The following is a 21481-nucleotide window of genomic DNA, read 5'->3' on the forward strand; positions in this document are numbered from 1 at the left end:
GCGACCAGGTCCACCAGGTCGACGGCAGGCACGCCCAGGATCGCGCACGTGAGGCCGTCGTCGAGGCTGGCGATCAGCGACGAGATCAGACCGCCGAGCGAGATGCCGTTCACCCCGATCGCGGCGTCGGGCTGTTGCGCGCGGATCCAGGCGATGAGGCGCCGGATGTCCCAGACCGCCTGGGCGGCGCCGTGGACGTCGTCGAGCACGTCCTCACTGGGGAACTTTCGGCCGCTTGCCCGGGGGCCGTGCATGGGGAGCACCGGTAGCACGATGTTGAGGTCGAGATCGCGGTACAGGTGCCAGGCATGAAACAGCATGGGGTCGAGCGCGGCCCGTCCCATCTCGGCGCCGTGGATACAGATCAGCCAGGGCCGCGGCCGGCGGTGCCGGAACATCAGTGCGTATTCGCGGTGGTTGCGTGGGTAGCTGAGCCACCGTTCCCGGCCGGGTTCGCCGTCATGGGGCTCGTAGTCGCTGTCGAAGGACAGCCGCTCGTAGTTGCGTCCCATGCTGCTGACGCGTTTGACCGTCACGTCGGTGGGCGGAGGGGGCGCGGCGAAGAACCCCTCGGGATTTTCAAGCCAGCCCTTGTCTTTGTAGAACTCTTGTGCCGCAACGACTTCTGTGTCGATTCGTTCCAGCGTTTCAGCGTCGGGGGCTCGGCGCAGCAGGCTGAAGCCGCTCAGCAGGATTTCGTCGCGGAATGCCTGCGCCGCGAGCGCGATGGTGGGCCGGGCCACCGGTAGCTCGTCGGACTGACGATCCAGGTAGGTGCCCCAGGAGCGGGCGTAGAAGCCGCCGGTCCGGGTGAATGGCCCGAGTAATTGCGTGATCGGGTTGGCGGGTCCGCGGGCGCTGTCTGGCATCTAGCCTCGCTTCGCTCCGGGGCTGAAGGTGACCGGCAGCCTGCCCAGGCCGGTCATGCTCGGGTTGCCGAGGTATTGGTGGACGTTTTCGACGTCCACTTGGTAGTCGGGGATGCGGTCGAGGACGGCCCTGACCATGGTTTCGGACATGAGGCGCGCGAGGTGGGAGCCGATGCAGCGGTGCGGCCCGAGGCCGAAGGCGACGTGGCGGTTGGGCGCGCGGTCCAGGATGATCTCGTCGGGATTTGGGAATTCCTTCTCGTCGTGGTTGGCGGAGAGCCAGCTGATGACGACTTTGTCGTTCTTTCTCAGGCGCTGGCTGTTGAGCTCGACGTCGTGAGTGACTGTGCGGCTGAGGGTTTGGTTGACCGAGAAGTAGCGCAGGAATTCGTCGGTGGCGGTGCGGTAGAGCTCGGGGTGGTCGATGAGTTGTTGCCTGAGGGTTGGGTGGGTGCCCAGGTATTGGAGCGTCAGCGCGGTTTGGGAGGTGGTGGTGTCGACGCCGCCGCCGATGAGGTTCCACAGGATATTGAGCAGCTGGTCGTCGGTGAGGCGCCGGCCGTCGAACTCGAACTGGATGAGGAAGCTGGTCAGGTCGTCTTCGGGTTTGGCTCGCCTGCTGGCTGCGTACTCGAGGACTTCTTCCATCATTTTTGGGACTTTGCCGATGGCTTCGAGGTACTCCGGGCTGTCCTGCGGGACGGCCATGACGGAGTGGAAGAGGTTGGCGTAGAGGTGCCAGTTGTCGTGGGGCAGGCCCATCAGCTTCATGGTGAGGATGGCCGGGACCGGGCTGGCGTAGTCGAGGACGAGGTCCATCTGTCCGTCTTCGATTTTTTGGTCGAGGAACTCATGGGCTTTCTGCTCCATGAAGGGCTTTAGCTTCTGGACGGCGCCGGGGGAGAGGAACGGGGCCAGCGCGTGCCGTAGGGCGAGGTGGTAGGGGCCGTCGACTTCGCCGATGCCCAGGGCCGGTTGGCCTTCGGGGCGCGGCACGCCCATCTCGCCTTGGTAGTCGACGCCGTCTTCGGCGTTCGGCTCGTACTTGTGGGCGAAGGTGTCGCCGTCTCTCGCCGTTCGGCTGACGGCGTCGTAGCTGCTGAGGTACCAGAAGCCGCCGTAGTTCTCGTTCCAGGCGACGGGGCACTTGCTTCTCAGGTCTTTATTGATGGCCAGTTCGTTGAGGTTGAACGCGTCGGAGTGATGATCGAAGTCGACGAAGGCGTCATCGGCTACGTCGGGACGGGTTGTCATCTTCGAGGGCCTCCACCGCGACCGAGGTGCTTTTTACACTATCTTTGCATTATTACGCGCCTGGTTCCGCCGAGAAAGGCCACGATGGGTAGTCACCGGACGACCTTCAACCACGTCGGGTTGTGCGTCTCCGACCGCGAGCGGTCGCGGCGGTTCTACGAGAACGTGCTCGGCTTTCAGTTCTGGTGGGAACTCGATCCGCCCGACGGCCCGACGTCCAAGCTGGTGCAGCTTCCCGAGCCCCTCGGGGTTCATGCGACCTACTTGGTGCGCGACGGATTTGTGCTCGAACTCATGGACTACTCGAAGCGTCAGGTTCACGCCGGGTCCGAGCGGGTCATGGATCAGATTGGGCTGACACACATCTCGTTCTCGGTGTCCGATCTTGCCGGCGCGTTGGAGAAGGTTGCGGAGTTTGGGGGAGCGGTGGTCGAGGGGACCGCGACCGAGGCGATGGCGATGATCCGGGATCCGGATGGGCAGTTGCTGGAGTTGCTTGCGGACGGGTGGTTGGCGGCGTTGCCCCCGCGGCCTTAAATGGGTTTCGTTCAAGGCTGCCCGGTTAAGGTCCCATAATCCGCTGGCCGCGGGTTCGAGCCCCACCGCATTTCTCCTGGTTGAAGCCCTTTTTCGTCGCTAGTCTGGTCCGATCGGGCCTCTCGACGCGGCGTCGTCGCGCCGCGCGGCGGAATACCGGCGGCGAGGTCGGTGCCGCTAGCTAACAGGCCACTCCTGCGCCGGCAGTAACACCGCTCGAGCTCGATGCTCTGTGCTGCCGCGCGGTAGCGCTGGCGGCGCGATGCCGTCCATGACTTCAGGGAGCCTGATGCCAGCCGGTCGGCGTGGCTTTGCATGAGCTGTCAGCGGCCGCTGAGACTATGGGTGGGTGGAGGACAAGCGCTACCAGGTATTCCTTAGCTCGACGTATTCCGACCTGACGGAGGAACGGGCCGCAGTCATTCAAGCGATCCTGGATTTTGGGCATCTACCGGCAGGCATGGAAATGTTCCCCGCTGCCGACGACGACCAGTTGACGCTGATCAAGCAGGTGATCGACCAAAGCGATTACTACATCGTCGTGGTCGCTGGTCGGTACGGGAGCGTTAGCGCCGAGGGAATCAGTTACACGGAGCACGAGTATGACTACGCCGTCGCGAAAGGCATACCAATCCTTGGCTTCGTGCACGGTGATCCCGACAAGATCGAGCAAGGCAAGACGGACCAAAAGGATGACGCACGGGAGAAACTTGCAGAGTTTCGCGCCAAGGTCGAGCAGCGGATGGTCAAACACTTCACCAATGCTGCAGAACTTCGCGGGCACGTCATGTCGAGCCTGGCCCGCGCTTTCAGGACAAATCCGAGAATCGGATGGGTGCGTGCTGATCTGGCGATGACTGTTGATACTCAGCGCGAAATCATTGATCTTCGTGAGCAATTGGCGAAGGCGAACGCGGATCGTGAGAGCGCGCAGAAGGCATTGATTGAAGACACATCGGACCTCGCACAAGGTGATGACCTCGTTGCGATTCCTATAAAGATCACCGGCAGGACTGTTGAGAAGAATCAGTGGAAACACTGGTACCTCGATACTCACGCGGTTACGACGTGGGACGACCTATTCGGCGATATCGGACCGATCATGATTGACGAGGCCACGGAAGTGGATGTCCGCGACCGAGTTGTGCAGCACGCCTTCAGCCAGGTGGACGAGGAGGACAGGGAAAAGACGAAGGACTGGCGGGATCGCGACGCGACGATTTACGACGACGATTGGGGCATGATCGTCGTCCAGTTCCGCGCACTTGGGTTAATCGACAAGGGACAGAAAAAGCGATCGACAACGAACACCACTAAGTACCTTGCCCTCACGGAGAAGGGTGACAGGCACCTTGTCTTTCTTCGTGCCGTCAAGCATGGGGACAACGACGATGATGAGATTGTCGAAGTCGGACAGTGACGACACAACTGGCCCAGATGGGCCCACCCCGTAGGCACAACCCGACAACATGATCGGCAACGAGAGCATCGTATTCGTGCTTGCTACCCGACCCGCTCGCCGGGATAGCCGCGCGGGTGGGTCGCCTCTTTTTCGGCGGGCCTGTCTTGCCTGCACGCCAAGGTCCGGGCCCCGGTACGTGTCGCCGAGGTCTGCACCGTTGTGCCAATGGCGACGGGTTAGGTCGGGCGAGTCTCCTAGTCGATGGACTCGCCTGCCATGGGAAAACCCACGTGCTCCAAGAACTGAGTGACGGTAGCAGTGAACTCGCCTTCGAGGACGTTCGTGCGGATCGCCTTCGCAAGTACATCCCTGAGTGGGTCGTCTGCGGCTTTCCATTTGTCGTAGAGGTCCTCTATTGACATTAGCCGACTTAGCCGGGAATAAGCCAGATCAATTCGGTTGAGCTGCAGAAGCGTTCTGGTTATCTCGCCGCGGGTGGAGTTAGACTTCACCGTTACAATGCCGCCAAAAAAATCGAGGTGCTCGGTAGCCTCATCTTCGTAGGGATCGAGAACCGGCTCCGACTGATCGTAATAGTCACCCTTTTTCTTATTACACGGCTCGCAAGCCCACGTGAGATTCGTCCAAACATGGGATAAGCCAGGAAAGTGCGACTTCGGTTTTATATGTTCAACGTGCGGGTATGACACATCGCCAACGAACCCTTCGCAGTACGCGCACTTTCTGAGAGTCTCTGCGCTCAGTGCTCCGCGGATATCGCCGTGCCGCCAATGTTCATGCCGGGGACCCAACGTGCCTGCACGGTGCGCCTCCTCATACTCCTTGTTCCATTGCGCGCCGTTGGTCACCAACACTTCGGGCTCGGTCCCTTTAGTCAACCGACGCATTGCCACCGCTTGATTCGTCGGCGGCCCGGAGGATTGCCTCCGGGAACTCCGTCATGAGGCCATTTCGCCGAAGTTCATTCCGCATGGCGCTAATACTGGTTTCGTCGAGCGGCTGTTGCGCAAACCGCTGCACGATTTCGTCAAATTTACTCTCTGCCCATCCGGGGAGTGTGCTTGGTACCCCAAGTACCTTGCGAAGGGTTTCATCCGCACTCGCAGCTTTATTAGCGTAATCAAGCTCGCGCGATGAAACGCGATGATTCGAGTTAAATTCGAGCGCGTATACCGCGGAGTGGGGCGAAGATGTGACGACGAAAGGGCTATGAGTGGCGACGATAAATTGCACGCCAGGAAACGCACGCAGCAAGCTAGGCATGATTTCCCTTTGGAGGCTGGGATGGAGATGGTTTTCGGGCTCGTCGATCAAAACCGTGAATCTCGTTTTTGTTCGCGATCGCAAAAAAATCTGCCATGCCATCTCTAAGATCGCGGATATGCCGCCTGATGCTTCATCTACAATGAAATCGCCTGTTTTCGTCTCAATAATTAGGTCGGGCATTCGGATTCGAATACTGATGAAACCAATCGGTTCAGGCATGACTTCACGGAGGACTTCTAAAAATCCCCGCCAAATTTCTGCTGCCAACGGATTGAACTCAACATGTTCGTTTCCGGAATTCCCGAAGATTGCTGCGGCAATGAGAGCCTGTTTGAAAGCGTACTGTGGGGGGCGATGGCTAGTCGAGTTCTGCCACCTTACGCGCAGTTCATTATCAAACTGCGTGAATAATGTATCCGCATCTGCAAAAATAGTCGGAATCTCTGCTATAGCAACATAATTCCCTGAAACCAATCGATGTGAAGGTAGGAAAGCGCCTTCTACGTGTTGTTGAGTAGGAAGGTCCAGACTATATTCCGCGCGATTCTCCGACGTATCGTTGACCGGAACGCGAATCGGCGTGGATGTATTTGTGCCGTAAGTTAGGGCGCCAATGTCCACTAATTGTCCTTCGGCATACTGCTGATTGCGAAGTCGCCTGAGGATTCGCCAACGTCGTTTGCTCGACCGCTCCGTCGGCTCGGGAGAATAGCCACGAGCATAATTAAAGTGACGAGCAAGTATGCCAAGCAGGGTCGATTTGCCGCTTGCGTTGGCACCCGTGAGAACTGTAAAGCGAGGATGAAAATTGATGCGGACTGATTCGAATTGGCGCCAATTGTCGAGTGTGAGGGTCGCAAAGCCTGGAGGCGGAGCCTGGGGAGCATCCGTCGTTTCTACGGTCACGTCCAAACAGCCTAATGGCAAGTACCGGCCGGCGTGGCGGTCTCACGCCGCCAGTGACCGCCAACGTTCGCCCGCCGATAGCTAAACCTCGAGCAAACTCGTTGCGGCGCGAACGCGGCTTCCGGGGGCGATTCTAGGGCGAATCTAGCCCGAACCGGAGCCGTACCGGAAACACTCAAAAGCGTCGCAGTGTAGGCGATATGTCCGAATCCGCCAACCGTTTCGCCTAGTCGCGAGCGCGGCGGAAAGGGACTCATAATCCGCTCGTCGCGGGCTCGGGGCCCTCGCCTTACCGGGAAACGCCTCTGAAAGGCTATGTACGGCGGTCAGGCATGCTGCCTAGGGCCGTTCGTGTACGCGAGCAGGCGAGCGTAGTGCTGGCTAGCTAACTTGCGCGGTACGGCTTAAAACGTGCCGAGCGCGAGGTCGCGAGGGAGACTAACGAAGCCGCGGCGAATCCCGCCTGACCAAACCCAATACCCCGCCCGTCAGCCCTGCACCTTCAGGTGGGCCTTCTGGTGGACGTGTGTGATGATTGAAACGCCTGGTCATTGCCGGCAATGTTGCCGGAGTGCCCGCCCCGGACGTCGCCACCCGCATCCGCGAACTTGCCCGTCGCTTGGAGTCCGTCGCCGACGGCCTCGGCACGCAGACATCGCGGTCGGACTTGGACAGTGTGATCGCCGACCTTCGGATACTCGTCATTCGTGAATTCGGCCGTAAGCCTCGCGCAGCCCGCGGACAGGGCGCCCGTCAGGCGATACTCGCGCACCTAAAAAGCAATGTCGGTGAATGGTTGGACGGCGAGGAGCTGGCCGCCGTGAGCGGTATTGGGGAGTGGGCGCGACGCGTTCGTGAGCTTCGCGTCCAGGAGGGCTATGACATTGCCGAGCGCGACGAGCGCTATCTGCTGAGCGACGTGCAGCCTGACGAAGCGGCGGCCGCGCGCTGGAAGAAAATGAATGCGATACGTCGGACCAGCGGCGGCGCTCCAGGCCGGATCAAAGCGTTCCTGCGGGCCTACGTCGGCGAGGTCGTCACTCGCGATGACATCGACTACGTCGCAAAGATTAAGGAGGGCGTCAGGCGCGCTCGCGAATTGCGCGACGAGATGGGATGGCCCCTTGAGTCTCACATCGAGGACCCACTACTAAAGCCAGGGGAGTACCGCCTGGTGTCCGTCGACGAGGTGGATCTAATGGACCCCCGCCAACGTCTCTACCCCGAGAACCTGCGGGCACGCGTATTCGAGCGCGAAAACTTCACCTGCCAACGTTGTGGCCAGAATCGCGCCAGGGCTGACGCGGCAGGCGACAGACGGTTTTACCTAGAGGTCCACCACCGCAATGCGGTGGCCGAGCAGCTCGATGCTTTACCAGTAGAGCAGCTGAACGACGAGAGCAATCTCGTTACGTATTGCCACAGGTGCCACCTAAGGGAAACCACTGAATTTCAAGCGAGGCGGCGCGACGAGCGTCGGAGACGCTGACTTCGTTCGCGTCTAGTGCGAGCTCACTATAGAGGCGTTCTTGATCTGCTTAGCGACCGCAGACGCCACAAGGAACGGCGATGCCGATCTGCTTCGCAATTTCGATCTTCGACCCGCACCACACGAATGTGTCAGGGAAGTCCTGCAGCAGCGACGCCTGGAATGCGTGATGCACTCAACCTACCCGTTTGCGTAGGTTCTTGACGTCCCACTGTGGGCAAAGACACGGCCCTTCTCGGGCTTGAAGAGTTATTTGCGGATCGTGAGCGATGACGCACCCCAACGCATCCGGCCCATGGCGTTAGTTGTGCCGTTGGGTTTGTTTCGCCAGCAGTCCGGCATTAGTTTGCCGGGCAGTGTCGAATGAAAAGTCATCGTCAACTGGCACGGATCGATTGTGCCAGGCACGCCGATCACGTGAAGCTCCCCTGGCTTGGCCCGCCCCGATGAGGCTTCTGCCTCAGAGGTATTTGTTGAGGTGGGTTGCGATGGCGCGAGCGAGCCCGACCGGGACCGCGTTTCCGATCTGTTTGGCAATGCCGATCTTCGTACCGCACCATAGGAATTTTTCGGGAAAGTCCTGCAGCAACGCTGCCTCATAGTGCGTGATGGGTCGGTTCACCCGGTGTCGACCCTCTTCGTCCCATTGTGGATGGAGGTATGCGCCCTTCTCGGGCTTGAAGAACTCTGTCCGGATGGTGTGGGATGGCATATCCCAGCGCATTCGGCCCATCACATCCGTTGTGCCTGTGGGCTTTTCGCGCCAACAACGGGGAAGCAGGTGGTCTGGTACGTCGAATCGTCCGCCCCCCTGAGGAACATGATCGTATCGCTGGCGGGACAAAGGGGTCGGCGTCCGACCGAGGTGAATTTCGATGCCTTTGAATGTGCCGGGGACATGCTCTCCAAAGAACTCAACCATCGAATCGGGGAGATGCTTTGAAGTCGGCTCCTCGGGCACCCCGCTAATACGGTGCCTCGTCGTTACCCAGCGCTTGATCGAGCGGGATTGCGGCTCCCGGGCGTGCGTCCGGTCTGGCAACTCGATCGGGCCGATCCGGGAGCCGATGACTATAGTGCGGATCCGACGTTGGCCGACTCCGAAGTCAGCGGCATTGAGCTGTCCGTAATTCAATTTGTATCGCGACAGGCTCCCATGGTCGGCTTCCTCAAGAAGCAGGCCAAACTCGGGTGAACGCATGAAGCGGTCCACGTTCTCGATCACGAAGACTTTGGGGTCGGCCGCCTTCACAACCTTTAAATACTCGCGCCAAAGCTTGTTGCGCGGATCGTTCACGTCTTTTGTCCCTAGATTCGAGAATCCCTGGCAAGGTGGGCCGCCGATCACGACGTCAGCTTTCGGGATCTCGGACTTCTTCACAGTGGCTATATCACGCCAGAGCGTGTGATCCTCGCCGAAGTTCGCTGCGTAGGTCGCTGCTGCGAACAGATCCCACTCGACCGCCAGGACTGGCGAGAATCCCTTGGCTGTAAAACCGCTGGTCATGCCGCCGCATCCAGCAAACAGATCGATCATCGTGGGCACGAACGCATAGTACGACGGCGGGGCGACAACAACCGGCATCGGCGCGCGCCGCTGCCTATGTCGTCTTCGCGGGCGGCCGTGAAGGAAGCGCAGCCTCTACTTGTGCCACCGCCGATTCCAGCGGTTCGTGCTCCCAAATCCTGACGACTGTCCAGCCAGCGTCGGTAAGCAGCCGGGTTTGCTCTCTGTCCCGTGATGCGTTGCCCTCAAGCTTGTGCCTCCAGAACCCGACGTTCGTGGCGGGGATCTCGCCATGGGTTGGACACATATGCCAGAAGCAGCCATCAATAAACACCGCTACGCGGACTTTGGTGAACGCCACATCGGGCCTGACCAGACGCCGGTTGACTCGGATAGGGAAGTCCTTGCGGAAGCGGTAGCCGATCAAGTGTAGAGCTGATCTGAGTTGAACCTCGGGCTTCGTGTTGGCGCGCTTGACGGCCGCCATGTTGCGGGAGCGCACCGCAGACGGGCTGGTCCAGCTCTCGGTCGCTTTCGAAGGCTTCGTCCGAGTCACTATACGATTGTGGTGCCGCGTGTGTCCGGAGGGAAATCGGCGAGTCGAAGTAAGGCCGCCGTCGTGAGGGTCGACACCGTCACGGATACGCGCAACAATGTCACCTATCACTCGGGTGAACCGAAGGGCACCGATTCGGATCGCGAGCGCATTGGGCATCGGGCGCGTAGATGAGCGGAACGAGCGAGACCACCATCTGGGTGACCGGTTTGTGTCCCGTCGGTCGCGGCGTGGATCGGCCGGAACACGTCGTTGTAGCGGGCGACAGCCGAGTGTTCGCCTCAGACAAGGCCTCTGCTGTCGCCGAACTCATCGACGAGCACACCGTCCGGCATATCGGCCAGGCCGGCGGCGAGCCGAACGGGATCGCGCTCGATCGCGACGGCCATTTTCTGATCGCCAATTGGGGCCTGGGTGTGCTGCAGGATCTCGACCCAGCAACCGGCGCGATCACGGAAGTACTGGGTGGACAACTCGACGGACGTCCGCTGCGGTGGCTGAACTTCGTCTTGGTGGATTCCATTGGGGCGTTGTGGTGTTCGGTCAGCACGACGGCCGACGACCTCCTCTATACCATCGCGCACGGCACGGCCGATGGGTTCATCGTTCGCGTCGCGCCCGATCGCCAATCGACGCGCGTGGTCGCCGAGGGCGTGAACTTCCCCAACTGCATGGCGCTGGACCGGGACGAGCACTATCTGTATGTGGTCCGCACCGTAGCCGCCGACGTCGTGCGGTTCGCGATCGAAGGCGACACACTCGGCCCCCAAGAACAATTCGGCCCGCCGCTGGGGGAGCGGCGACCGGACGAGTACGGCCCCGACGCCGGCCGGTTCCTGGCTGACCCGCAGGTGAGTCGTCGGTGGGGGATGGCCGACGGATGCGCGTTCGACGCCGAGGGAAACCTCTGGGTCACACTGGTTCTCGCTAACAAGATCGTCGCGATCAGCCCGGACGGCCAGGCGCAAACGGTACTCGAAGACCCCGACGGAGCGCTACTACAAAGCACGACGAGCATCGCCTGGGGCGGCCGAGACATGCGCGACATCTACATCGGCTCGATCACGACGCCGTACGTGCTCAAGGGCAGAAGCTCGGTTCCGGGCTTGCCGATAATCCATCAGCGCTAGTCGCCCGACGGCCCGGGCCGCATGAAGTCCGGCAGCGCCGCCTCGGGATCAGAAGGGATCATCGACTCGCCCAACCCCCACAACTGCCGAATGGTGGCACCCCCGTCCACGACAAGGGTCTGGCCGGTGATGCGGGCGGCCAGCTCGGAGGACAGGAACAACGCGGCGTTTGCGACGTCGTGCGCGCGGGGCGCCGCCAGCGGATTGATGCCGTTGGCGTTGTACTCATTCGGCGGCTGATCCTCGTTGCCCGAGCCCACATTGCCCGGCGCGACCGCATTGGCGCGAATGCCGTAGCGCCCCAATTCATCAGCGAAGGTCTTGACCAACGAGATGACGCCGGCCTTCGCCGCGCCATAGGCGGCGTGGTAGGTCGCCGAGGCGATGCCGTCGACCGATGCGATCGCCACCAGCGATCCACCGCTGCCCTGGCCGATCATGTACCTGGCCGCGGCCTGAAAAAGATAGAACACCTGGGTCAGGTTGTAATGGATTGCCGTATCCCACAATTGGGGGGTGAAGTCCTCGACCTTCGACCAGGTGGCGCCACCGATGATGTCCACGCACACGTCGATACCGCCCAGCGCCGCGACGGCGTCATCGATCGCCCGGCCGACCTGCACGGGGTCGGTCATGTCGGCGACGATCGGGACTGCATGGCCGCCCCGGCCGACGATCTCGCCGGCAACTTGCTCCGCGCGCCGCTCGTCGATGTCGATGCACGCCACCGAGGCGTCCGCTTCGGCCAGGGCCAACGATGTGAACCAGCCGTGGCCCGCGCGCTCCGGGATGTAGCCCGCGCCCGACACCACCGCGCGCTTGCCTGACAGTCCCAAATCGATCACGCCGACCTCCGTTGCGCCGCAACCAGTCCGCGGCGCCACCGCTGAATCAGCACGCCGGCTGGTGTTCCTCGAGCCCAGAGCTGCTGGCCTGAGAGCCTTCATCGCCACGTCCCCGGAACGGCTCGACCACGTGCGCGCCCAACCACACGATCCCTCGGCCCACGCCCACGAGTGCCTGGCCCGTAACGCTTCCGACGGCTTCGAGGGTGGCCAAGGCGGCGTCGAGCACGCTCGGAATATGGAAGTCCTCCCAGGTCTCCACCTGGTGCTGACGAGCATTGGCGAAACGGTCGAGCTCGTCGCGCAGGGCGACGCGCTGCTTGGCCAGCTCGCGCACCGCCCAGAATCGGAAGCCGTCAACCGCCTTAGACTTGCCGAACCGGTCGAGGACTTCCTTCGCGCTTCGGTAAATGTCGAGGTCTTCGCGAAGGTGATGGTCGACGAGCTCGCGAGCCTCGTCGATCGCCCGCAGCAGCTGCTCGGGCTCCTTCGCCTCGATGCGGGCGAGGTTCAGCCGCTGCCACTTGTGCAGCGCTTCCTCGGCGATCACCAACAGGCTCAGGGTGTCGCCAAGCCGGTTCTCGCTGATGGCATTTCGCAGCTTCCCGGCCCGCTGCTGCACACCCATGGTGTGATCGAACGACGCCAGGATGCGGCTGACGTGGTTGCGCAGCTGCTCCACAGTGACGTTGAGCGCTGGCCCCAGCGCGGCCACCGACTCCCAGTACGCGTCGGGCAGCGACCCGTACTTGTCCAACGAGTCGACCATCCGCGAGATCGTCAGGCTGGTGCCCAGCACGTCGCCAGCGCGCTGCGCCCGGGCGACTTCGAGCACCGATTCGACCTTGTCCTCGACCCGCCGGACGGCGTCTTCGACCTCGGCGACCGCGGACTTCAACGCCATCTGCACCGCGATCATCTGGGCCGAGAGCATCACCTCGGGCCCGAGCAGCTCCGGTCGCCATTGCAGCTGCGCCAGGAGCTCGCCGGCGTCGACGCCCGTCGTCAGCCGGAAGACGCCGTCGCTGAGGGGAACGAGGTTGCCTTCCCTCAACGCGTCCACGGTGTCGCGATGCAACTGCACGTACTTGCCGGAGTCGGCCAGGAACGATGCCAGCCCGGCGATCGCCGCGTTCGCGAGCGAGGCGCTGTCGATGCCGGCGACGCGCATGGCGTGGCCGGCGGTCGCCCGCAGCCGGGTCAGATAAGACTCGACCGCGGCGGGGTCACCGCCCAACAGCAGGGATTCGTCCTGCAACGACACCACGACATCGTCGTTGTCGATCGTCGCCGACAGATCGGACACCTCGGTCACGGCACCCCCTGGTCCTTCGGCCGGCCGCAGCGGGCCAAGAGTTAACAGGAATTTGTCGGCTAGCAAACCCGGACATTACACCCGTGTCGTACCCGGACCTCCCGGTTAGCCGCGTGTTCGGAAGGAATTCACCAAGGCCGAAGAGGGGTCGGCGCCGCGCGTACGGGCGCACCTCGCCTACCTGGGCCGCGTCCACCAGTAACCTTGCACGATGTGGCCGCACGCAAGCCCTCGCCCCCTCGCCTGACAGTCGAGGACTGGCTGCAGGCCGGCTACACGCTGCTCGCCGAGCAGGGGGTGCGCGCGCTGAAGATCGAGCGCCTCTGCCAGCAGGCGGGCGTTACCCGCGGCAGCTTCTACTGGCACTTCCAGGACATGGACAGCTACCGGGCGGCACTGGTCGACTCGTGGAACACCTTTCTGGAAAAGGACCGGCAGTCGCTGGCCGAGCTCGACGCCCTGCCCCCGCGAGAACGCCTGTCCGCCATGATGACCGCGCTGACCAGCCCGGGGCATTGGACGCTGGAACGCGCGATGCGCGAATGGGCCCGCACCGATCCGGCCGCCGCCGCCAACATCCGCGCCGCCGACCGGCGCCTGCTGCGCTCCGTCACCAAGGCGTACAGCGACTACGGCTTCGGCCCCGAGGACGCCAAGCTGCGCGCCGAGCTGACCTTCGCCGCCGGCATCGGGCTGCTGCACCTGGCCGGCTCGGCCCAGCAGGCGCAGCAGATCGCCCAGCGGGAACGGTTCCTCGAGCTGATGCTCAAGGACTAGACCATCGCGATCGGGGAGATCTTGGCACCAATCGCCAACGCCCCGGCCAACTCTCGGCTCACGTCGTAATCAAACACGACATGCCCGGCCGCGATGTCCACGTCGCGCTTGAAACGTTGCAGCGGATTGGACAGGAACTGCGCGCTGGCCCCGGAGGCGTCCAGCAGATCGGCAATGACCGCCCGGCTCTCGTGCACCGTGTGGGCCGCCGCCAGCCGCGCCTCGGCCCGCACCGCCCGGTGCACCCGCTCGCCGGCGGCCACCATCCGGTCGATGCCGTCGGCGGTCTCGTCGACCAGCGCCCTTAAAGCCCGCAACCGGACCCGCGCACTCGCCAGCCGGATCTGGGCGGCGGGCTGATCCTTTTGCGCCACACCGCTATACGCCAGGACACGCTGGCCCAGCCGCTCGGCGAACAGCTCGGTCACCCGCTCGGCGGCCCCGAGCACCGGCATCGACGCCACCAGCGCGAGCGCGGGGACCATCGGCCACCGATATGTCGGCACCCCATGCGCCTTCGCCCCGGGCGCCGTTCCGCCGTAGATGTCGGCCACGGCGACCATGCGATGTTCCGGGACGAGGACGTCGGTGAGGATCACGTCGTGGGACCCGGTGCCCCGCATGCCCGCGGTGTGCCAGGTGTCGACGACCTCGGCCTGGTCGGCGGGCACCACCACCAGCGCCGGATCGATGCGGTCCGGCCGCTCGATGAGCGCCCCGACCATCACCCAGTCCGCATCCATCGCTCCCGTGGCCCACGACCAGCGCCCCGTCAGGCGCACCCCGCCGTCGGTCGGGGTGCCGCGGCCGGTCGGGGCCAGGGGAGCGGGCGCGAGCACCGGACCCGAGGCGAACACCTCCTCCTGCACCCGCATGTCGAACAGCGACAGCATCCAGTTGTGCAGGGCGTAGAAGCCCAGCGTCCAGGCGCTGGACGCGCACCCGTGCGCCATCCGCCGAATCGGTTCCAGCAATTCGGGAAACGACGCCTGCAAGCCGCCGAACCGCGCCGGCAGCAACAGCCGGAACAGCTCGGTGTCGCGGAACTCGCTGACCGTCGCCGCGGGCAGCCGACGCAGGCGCTCGGCCTCGTCGGCGCGCTCGGCGAGCCGGGCGACGAAGTCGTCGGTGATGCCGTACGTCGGGGAAGTGTCGACCGCGGACATGGCGACGACCGTACCATACTATTTTGTACGGTCACGTAAGCGGTTCGAGCAGAACGGTTCTCAGCCCAGCTCGTAGGAATCCCGCGACACCCGGAAGTAATGCCCGGTGCTGGTGTCGGTGCATCTCATGCCCGACGGCTCGCTGTCGCAGGTGAGCGTTCCGGCGGACCTGGTCTGGCCGTAGTCGAGCGTCGGCTCGCCGGTGACGCGCAGGGTGTCGCCGTGACAATGGATCGCGGCCGGTTGACCCGCGGTGAGGACGAAGCGATTGCCCCAGGCGAGGTGTTTGCCGCACTCCGGGGGTGGCGGTGGCTGGTAGTCGAAGTCGCTGATGTCGCACGCGACACCGGGGCTGTCGAGGACGCAGTAGATGTTCCCGGACGGGGATTGAAAGTTCAGGGTGTCGGCGCGTGCGGGCACCGGCGTCGCGGCAAATGCCGCAACCACCGCACCGATGACGGGCGCCTGCCTGATCATTTGCTGAGCGTAGGCGCAGACCCGCCCGTTTGGGGCGGAAAGCCGAGAATCCTGCCGGTAGAGGCTTCCTTAGTTGGACCGCGCGCGCAGTTGCTCTCGCGTGTGCTTCTCCACGAACAACGGAACGAATTCGCGGACGCGGCTGTGCGTGAACCGGGCACGCTCTTCGCGGATGACGGCGTCGACGACCTCCGATGGGATCTGCGGGAACTCGTCGATCAGTTGCCGCTCGATATCCGCCAACAGCATTTCTTCGTTGACCTGTGTGACCTTACCCATGAGCAGGGGGTTCCCGACCGGGCCTCGCCGTCAAACCGGTTCGCGTTAAGAGGGTGCTGCGATCGCGTGAACTGGCCGCGGTCAGTAACAGAGCGATTGCTCTGTTACTATGCCGGAATGCCTCGTCCGAGGGTTCACGACCAGGATCAGATCCTGGACGCCGTCGAGCGGTTGGCGGTGCGGTCCGGCCCGGCGTCGGTCACGATCAGGGCCGTCAGCGACGCGATCGGAGTCTCCAACGGCGCGCTGTACCACACGTTCGGCTCGCGGGCGGGACTCGTCGGGCGCGCCTGGCTGCGGGCCGGACATCGATTCCTCAGCGCGCAAGGCGAATTGATCGACGCCGCACCCGAGGGGGATGGTGTTGCCGCCGTGGTGGCGGCGGCCGAGGCGCCCGCCGTCTTCGCCGAAAGCCACCCGGAGTCGTCACAGCTGCTACTCACGGTGCGCCGCGACGAGCTGCTGGGCCCGGAGACGCCGCCTGACATCGCGACGCAGCTGCGCGACCTGGACCGGCTGCTGGTGGAGTCGATGATTCGGCTGGCCCGCCGGCTGTGGGACCGCAAGGACGCGGCAGCCGTTGACGTCATCACCACCTGCATCGTCGATCTGCCGACCGCGATCCTGTTGCGCCGCAACAGGGTCAAAGATCCGGAGGCCCGGAAGCGGCTGCGGGCCGCGGTCCGCGCCGTGCTCGACGCCGGGGAGCCCCGGCGCACAACCAGAGAGAAGAACACGACATGACACCGACATTCAGCTGGGACGACAAGATCGCGGTGCTCCACCTCGGCGAGGACGAGAATCGGTTCTCCCCGGAGTTTCTCGACGCGATCAACGAACAGCTCGACGACATCCAGCAGGCCGGCGCCCAGGGGCTGGTGACCACCGCCAGCGGCAAGTTCTACACCAACGGGCTGGATCTGGACTGGCTGGGCGCCCACGCCGACCAGACCCAGGCGTACGTCGGGCGGGTGCAGGCCCTGCTGGCCCGCGTCCTCACCTTCCCGATGCCGACCGCCGCCGCGGTGACCGGACACGCCTTCGGCGCCGGCGCCATGCTCGCCATGGCCCACGACGTGCGGGTGATGCGCGCCGACCGAGGGTTCTTCTGCTTCCCCGAGGTCGACATCCGGATTCCATTCACCGACGGCATGGCCGCGCTGATCCAGGCGAAGCTCACGCCGCGCGCCGCGGTGGCCTCGATGACGACGGGGCGGCGGTTCGGTGGGGAAGAGGCCGCCGAATTCGGCATCGTCGATGCGACCGCCGCCGAGGGCGAGGTGACCGCGGCGGCGACCGACCTGCTGCGCCCGCTGGGCGGCAAGGACCCCGGCACGCTCGGCGCGATCAAGCAGACCATGTTCCGCGCCGCGGCCCGGGCGTTGACCGACGTGTGATTGTTACCATCGCGCGGTGAGTCCGGGATCCGTTTCGCGGCGCGACGTGCTGAGATTCGCGCCGGTGCTGCTCGGCGCCGGGCTGGTGACCGCCCCGCGAGCCGCCGCCGGTGTCTCCGGATCGGCCGTCTTCCTCGACCCGGGCCACAACGCCGTGAACGACGCGTCGATCAACCAGCAGGTGCCGAACGGCCGCGGCGGCACCAAGGCGTGCCAAACGTCCGGCGCCGCCACCAACGACGGCTATCCCGAGCACGCGTTCGCCTGGGCGGTCGTGGCGCTGATCAACGAGTCGCTCAACGGAATGGGCGTCCGTACTCAGCTTTCGCGCGGCGACGACAGTTCGGTCGGCCCCTGCGTGGACCAGCGCGCGGCGGCGGCCAACGCGATGCGCCCCGACGCGATCGTGAGCATCCACGCGGACGGCGGACCCGCTTCCGGCAGCGGCTTCCACGTGAACTACTCGAGCCCGCCCTTGAACGAGGTGCAGGCCGGTCCCGCCGTCCAGCTGGCCAACACGATGCGGGACGCCTTGGTGCAGGCCGGTTTTCAGCCGGCCAACTACATCGGCTCGGGCGGACTGTACGGCCGGGACGACCTTGCGGGGCTCAACCTCGCCCAGTACCCGGCGATTCTCGTCGAACTCGGCAACATGAAGAACGCCGACGACGCCGCACGGATGCAAAGCCCCGACGGCCGGGCGAGATACGCCGCCGCCGTCACGCAGGGGATCGTCGCGTACCTGAACGCCAAACCGACCTAGGGGTCCGCCCTCAGTTGGCCGCGTGGTCCACCTGAGAAGCCAGGGGAGCGGACTCCGCTCGCTGCTCGCGGCTTAGGTGCAGCCACACGAAGTCGTGGATCCCGGCCAGTTGCAGCAGGATTCGGGACCTCGTCGGCCAGGCGCGCATCACGTCCGGGCAGGAGACGAGCTCGGGGCGCTCGAGCCAATAGGCCTGGCCCTTGTAGGCCAGCGTGCATGATCCCGCGGCCATCAGGTTGCGGTACCAGTCGGTGTGCGGGCCGTACCCCAACGGCAAAAGAAAGCCGTCGCGATACGGGATCGCGCCGAGCGACGTCTGATAGACGCGCCCGCTGCGGCGCCCAACGTGGGTCAGCAGTGCCCATGACGACCGCTTCGTTCCGGAGATCTTGCGGGTCGCGTCGTTGTACCTCCTCAGAAATCCCCGGAACGGGCCGACCTTGAGCATGAGGTCGCGGTTTCGCCGGAAGACTCTGGGCACCAACACCAGCCAGACCAGCGCCACCAGCATTACGCCTACCAGGCCGCGACCCAGCGCGCGCCCTACCGGGCGGTTATCGAGCACCATCCACCAAGCTGACACCCGACCGGCCGCCGTGCACCAGAGACGAAAGTCATTCTCTGGCTACACGAGCCGCTAGCCGAGCGGTCGCTCAGCCGCCGAAGGGCCTGACCGCTGGCGCGTTCGCCGGCCCACTCGCGTCGAGGTGGCTGGAGGCGAAGGCGACGCCCTTGTCGATCATGGCGCCGTCGTCGGCGTAGGTGTTGTGGGCGGCGAAGTTCATGCCGTCGGAGCAGACGGGGTCTTCGGTGGCGCAGACCTTGATGGTCTTGTCCTGATACGCCGGGCCGATGACGACGGGGGGTTCGCCGAGGAAGTTCATCGCGCGCACGTTGGGCATGCCGAAGAGCACGACCGAGGACACGTGGCTGGCCACCGCGGGGTCCAGGGGTTTGGGCACGGTGTTGGGGTCGACGCCGTCGGGGACCGCGGGTGAGGTGACGAAGCCCATCACGGCCGCGCCTTGGGAGTAGCCGCCGAGCACCATTTTGGTGTTGGGGCAGTCGTGGGCCATCGAATTGACGTGGGCCGCGGCGTCTCTGATGCCGTCGATCCCGGTGTCCCATTGGTCGCTGGCGGGGTAGTTGACGGGGTAGACATCGAAGGACTTGGCGCCGACGCGCGAGTGCAGGGAGTCGACGAAGGCCTGTCCGGTGGGGCCGACGCCGGGGGCTTCACCGGTGCCGCGGGCAAACACCACTTGCACGTCCGGACACTGGGCGGCGGCGGAGGGGATGACAGAACCAGCGAGCGCCGACGCGCCGAGGCCGGACGCTGCAACTACTGCGGGAGCAAGGGAACGGATGATCATGCCGCGACTAATGCCCATACGGGTGCCTCCCCAACTGCCAATCTGGTCAAAACTCCGCCATCGTTTCCTGTATACCGAGGTGCGTCGACAAGCGTCGGATGAGGCCCGCGTGTCGACGCACCGAAATGGCATCCATCCGAACGGCCGAGAGCCACATAGCGAAAAGCCTGAGCCGTCGTTCGGTGCCGATTGTCAAGAATAGCCGGGCTTGAACCGCAACGCCGCCGACACAGGAAGGTGACGACGTGGTTACCGGTGAAACCGGTTTCGGGGACGTGACTTTCGGCGGGCCAGCCGCCCGATGAGGGACGCCCGTCGCAGGTTCGGCTCTGCGGCAGCGGCTTTGGCGTAAAAAATGTCCGTTAGCTCCGTCGCCGTCGTCGCCCGACCGGTGCGCGCGGACGCCCGGTGCGACCAGCACCGAGGCTCCGACACCGGAGCAACGGGTGGTTTGCCGAGCTTCCCGCGTTGATGTCAGTAAGGTCACACCGCTCGACACGGAGTGCGTCTTGCACACAGGTTTATTAGAATTCCGTAAGGTTAGTGAGAGTTCTTTATGTACGTAAGCCGCGATTAGCCACGGAGCAGGTTGTGAACACGGATCGTTTCGACGCCGTCATCGTAGGCGCGGGCTTCGGCGGCATCGGGGCCGCGATCCAGCTCAAGCGCCTCGGGTATGAAAACTTCGTCATCCTCGACCGCGAGGACGACCTGGGCGGCACCTGGCACGTCAACCACTACCCGGGCATCGCCGTCGACATCCCGTCGACCACGTACTCGTACTGGTTCGAGCCCAAGCCGAACTGGTCGCGGCTGTTCGCGCCGGGCCGCGAGGTCAAGCAGTACGCCGCGGACGTCGCCGACAAGTACGACGTGCGTCGCCACATGCGGTTCAACTCGACGGTGGAAGGCGCCCAGTGGGACGAGGACGCCGAAGTGTGGCGGGTGGCGCTGGCCGGCGGCGAAACGTTGGCCACCCGCTTCCTGATCACCGCGACGGGCTTCCTGTCGCAGCCGCGGATGCCGGACATCCCGGGCATTGCGAGCTTCGAGGGCAAGGTGGTCCACACGACCGCGTGGGACCACGACTTCCGGTACCGGGGGCGCCGGATCGCGGTCATCGGGACCGGGGCGTCCGCGGTGCAGGTCATCCCGGAGTTGGCCGAACGCGCTGCGGAACTGACCGTCTACCAGCGCACCGCGACCCATGTGCTGCCCAAGTTCGACTTCGGGTTTCCCCCCGCGGTGCGGCGCCTGTTCGCCCGGGTGCCGGCCGCGCAGCGCGGGCTGCGGTGGGTGACCGACATCCTCCTCGAGATCATCATGATCGTCTGCGCGCTGCACGTGCGGGAGTTCCGCGGCCGGGGGAACATTTCGGCGGCTGACCTGGCCAAGATCAACCGATTCCGGTGGATCCGGGACAAGGAGCTGCGCGCAAGGTTGACGCCGGACTACGACCTCGGCTGCAAGCGACCCACCTTCTCCAACGAGTTCTACCGGGCGTTCACCAAACCGAACGTGCACCTGGAGACCAACTCGATCGCGCGGATCGAGGCGGACGGCATCGTCACCGTCGACGGGCGCAAGACCGTCATCGACACCCTGGTGCTGGCGACCGGCTTCGACCTGTGGGAGGCCAACTTCCCGGCCATCGAGGTGGTCGGGCGCAAGGGGCGCAACCTGGGCAAGTGGTGGCGGGAGACCCGGTTCCAGGCTTACCAGGGCGTCACGATGCCGTACTTCCCCAATTACCTGAGCCCGGCCAGGGTCGCCGGCTCCCACAAGACGGTTCAGGGCGCGAACGTGACCGTCACCGGGCAGGGCAACGGCCTCAAGGTCAACAACGCGGGTCTGGTCTGCGGCGGCGTGCCCACCGCCAATGCAACGGTGTACATGATCGACACGGTGCTGATGCCGCCGGCGTAACGGCGGAATGGCCCACCCGTCAGTCGCATTCGCCACACCAGCCCCGGCACGGGAAGCGGTTGGCTGTTTGCCCGCCTCTGAGCGACAACTTGGGTGCGCCGCCGGATTGTCGCTGTGAGGCGGGCAAAGAGCGCGTCACTGCTCGAAGAGGCTGGTGTGGCGAATGCGACTGACGGGTGGGCCATTCCGCCGTTACGCCGGCGGCATCAGCACCGTGTCGATCATG

Annotated in this window: 21 protein-coding genes and 2 pseudogenes; 10 read left to right on the forward strand and 13 right to left on the reverse strand. The window is 64.2% G+C overall.

What is annotated here, in order from left to right:
- Window positions 1–869: S9 family peptidase (locus tag A5711_RS10905; RefSeq protein WP_067946298.1), on the reverse strand; the 869-nt coding region annotated here is incomplete at its 3' end.
- A complete protein-coding gene (locus tag A5711_RS10910; protein ID WP_067946301.1) occupies window positions 870–2123 on the reverse strand; it encodes a cytochrome P450 in 1254 nt (417 codons plus the stop codon).
- An 84-nt stretch (window positions 2124–2207) separates the two neighbouring features.
- Here A5711_RS10910 and A5711_RS10915 point away from each other — a divergent pair, with 84 nt between their 5' ends.
- On the forward strand, window positions 2208–2660 hold the full coding sequence (locus A5711_RS10915) for a VOC family protein (protein WP_067946303.1): 453 nt from the start codon (window positions 2208–2210) through the stop codon (window positions 2658–2660).
- A gap of 349 nt (window positions 2661–3009) precedes the next feature.
- Window positions 3010–4080 (forward strand): DUF4062 domain-containing protein, encoded by a 1071-nt coding sequence (locus tag A5711_RS10920; protein ID WP_067946305.1) that lies wholly within the window; start codon window positions 3010–3012, stop codon window positions 4078–4080.
- Window positions 4081–4316: 236 nt separating this feature from the next.
- Here the strand turns inward: A5711_RS10920 and A5711_RS26270 are convergent, their stop codons facing one another.
- Both A5711_RS26270 and A5711_RS26275 read right to left on the reverse strand, forming a co-directional pair.
- Window positions 4317–4937 carry an HNH endonuclease gene (locus tag A5711_RS26270; protein ID WP_197520778.1) on the reverse strand — a complete coding sequence of 207 codons (621 nt, stop codon included), beginning with the start codon at window positions 4935–4937 and terminating at the stop codon, window positions 4317–4319.
- Window positions 4938–4953: 16 nt separating this feature from the next.
- Complete coding sequence (locus A5711_RS26275; protein ID WP_197520779.1) at window positions 4954–6255, reverse strand: AAA family ATPase; 1302 nt, start codon at window positions 6253–6255, stop codon at window positions 4954–4956.
- A gap of 535 nt (window positions 6256–6790) precedes the next feature.
- Between A5711_RS26275 and A5711_RS10925 the strand changes: the two genes are divergently transcribed.
- Window positions 6791–7744 (forward strand): HNH endonuclease, encoded by a 954-nt coding sequence (locus A5711_RS10925; RefSeq protein ID WP_156744870.1) that lies wholly within the window; start codon window positions 6791–6793, stop codon window positions 7742–7744.
- Between the two features lie 460 nt (window positions 7745–8204).
- On the opposite strand, the gene A5711_RS10930 is transcribed toward A5711_RS10925, so the two are convergent.
- Window positions 8205–9281 carry a DNA cytosine methyltransferase gene (locus A5711_RS10930; RefSeq protein ID WP_067946332.1) on the reverse strand — a complete coding sequence of 359 codons (1077 nt, stop codon included), beginning with the start codon at window positions 9279–9281 and terminating at the stop codon, window positions 8205–8207.
- Between the two features lie 64 nt (window positions 9282–9345).
- Complete coding sequence (locus A5711_RS27570; RefSeq protein WP_255398242.1) at window positions 9346–9807, reverse strand: very short patch repair endonuclease; 462 nt, start codon at window positions 9805–9807, stop codon at window positions 9346–9348.
- A 170-nt stretch (window positions 9808–9977) separates the two neighbouring features.
- On the opposite strand from A5711_RS27570, the gene A5711_RS10935 reads away from it, so the two are divergent.
- The gene (locus A5711_RS10935; RefSeq protein ID WP_067946308.1) at window positions 9978–10937 is read left to right on the forward strand and encodes an SMP-30/gluconolactonase/LRE family protein; all 960 of its coding nucleotides are present in this window, start codon (window positions 9978–9980) and stop codon (window positions 10935–10937) included.
- On the opposite strand, the gene A5711_RS10940 is transcribed toward A5711_RS10935, so the two are convergent.
- Together A5711_RS10940 and A5711_RS10945 are read right to left on the reverse strand one after the other, a co-directional pair.
- A complete protein-coding gene (locus tag A5711_RS10940; protein WP_067946310.1) occupies window positions 10934–11782 on the reverse strand; it encodes an SDR family NAD(P)-dependent oxidoreductase in 849 nt (282 codons plus the stop codon). The genes A5711_RS10935 and A5711_RS10940 overlap by 4 nt on opposite strands.
- Window positions 11783–11828: 46 nt before the next feature.
- Entirely contained in the window at window positions 11829–13097 is a 1269-nt protein-coding gene (locus A5711_RS10945) for a hypothetical protein (RefSeq protein ID WP_231987459.1), read from the reverse strand.
- A 213-nt stretch (window positions 13098–13310) separates the two neighbouring features.
- Between A5711_RS10945 and A5711_RS10950 the strand changes: the two genes are divergently transcribed.
- The gene (locus A5711_RS10950; RefSeq protein WP_067946313.1) at window positions 13311–13874 is read left to right on the forward strand and encodes a TetR/AcrR family transcriptional regulator; all 564 of its coding nucleotides are present in this window, start codon (window positions 13311–13313) and stop codon (window positions 13872–13874) included.
- On the opposite strand, the gene A5711_RS10955 is transcribed toward A5711_RS10950, so the two are convergent.
- The 3 genes from A5711_RS10955 to A5711_RS10965 all read right to left on the reverse strand — a co-directional run bounded on the left by A5711_RS10955 (window position 13871) and on the right by A5711_RS10965 (window position 15796).
- Window positions 13871–15040 carry an acyl-CoA dehydrogenase gene (locus A5711_RS10955; protein WP_067946315.1) on the reverse strand — a complete coding sequence of 390 codons (1170 nt, stop codon included), beginning with the start codon at window positions 15038–15040 and terminating at the stop codon, window positions 13871–13873. The genes A5711_RS10950 and A5711_RS10955 overlap by 4 nt on opposite strands.
- Window positions 15041–15100: 60 nt before the next feature.
- Entirely contained in the window at window positions 15101–15517 is a 417-nt protein-coding gene (locus A5711_RS10960) for a DUF6636 domain-containing protein (protein WP_067946317.1), read from the reverse strand.
- 69 nt (window positions 15518–15586) lie between these two features.
- Window positions 15587–15796, reverse strand: a complete 210-nt coding sequence (locus A5711_RS10965) for a three-helix bundle dimerization domain-containing protein (protein WP_067946319.1) — start codon at window positions 15794–15796, stop codon at window positions 15587–15589.
- Window positions 15797–15913: 117 nt separating this feature from the next.
- On the opposite strand from A5711_RS10965, the gene A5711_RS10970 reads away from it, so the two are divergent.
- The 3 genes from A5711_RS10970 to A5711_RS10980 are packed head-to-tail and all read left to right on the forward strand — an operon-like array spanning window position 15914 to window position 17956.
- Window positions 15914–16540 carry a TetR/AcrR family transcriptional regulator gene (locus A5711_RS10970; RefSeq protein ID WP_067946321.1) on the forward strand — a complete coding sequence of 209 codons (627 nt, stop codon included), beginning with the start codon at window positions 15914–15916 and terminating at the stop codon, window positions 16538–16540.
- The gene (locus A5711_RS10975; RefSeq protein WP_067946324.1) at window positions 16537–17193 is read left to right on the forward strand and encodes an enoyl-CoA hydratase-related protein; all 657 of its coding nucleotides are present in this window, start codon (window positions 16537–16539) and stop codon (window positions 17191–17193) included. Before A5711_RS10970 ends, A5711_RS10975 begins: the two co-directional genes overlap by 4 nt.
- A 16-nt stretch (window positions 17194–17209) precedes the next feature.
- Window positions 17210–17956 (forward strand): Rv3717 family N-acetylmuramoyl-L-alanine amidase, encoded by a 747-nt coding sequence (locus A5711_RS10980; protein ID WP_067946326.1) that lies wholly within the window; start codon window positions 17210–17212, stop codon window positions 17954–17956.
- 10 nt (window positions 17957–17966) lie between these two features.
- Here the strand turns inward: A5711_RS10980 and A5711_RS10985 are convergent, their stop codons facing one another.
- On the reverse strand, window positions 17967–18524 hold the full coding sequence (locus A5711_RS10985; protein ID WP_156744871.1) for a nitroreductase family deazaflavin-dependent oxidoreductase: 558 nt from the start codon (window positions 18522–18524) through the stop codon (window positions 17967–17969).
- Window positions 18525–18609: 85 nt separating this feature from the next.
- Entirely contained in the window at window positions 18610–19347 is a 738-nt protein-coding gene (locus tag A5711_RS10990) for a cutinase family protein (RefSeq protein WP_067946330.1), read from the reverse strand.
- A 573-nt stretch (window positions 19348–19920) separates the two neighbouring features.
- Between A5711_RS10990 and A5711_RS10995 the strand changes: the two are divergent.
- Both A5711_RS10995 and A5711_RS27575 read left to right on the forward strand, forming a co-directional pair.
- A pseudogene (locus A5711_RS10995) lies at window positions 19921–21093 on the forward strand (flavin-containing monooxygenase); the annotation flags it as partial.
- A pseudogene (locus A5711_RS27575) lies at window positions 21085–21255 on the forward strand (fasciclin domain-containing protein); the annotation flags it as partial. The pseudogenes A5711_RS10995 and A5711_RS27575, both read left to right, overlap by 9 nt.
- Window positions 21256–21481 lie beyond the last annotated feature (226 nt).

Source organism: Mycobacterium sp. E2238 (genome assembly GCF_001672665.1).
In the GTDB taxonomy this organism is placed as follows: Bacteria; Actinomycetota; Actinomycetes; order Mycobacteriales; family Mycobacteriaceae; genus Mycobacterium.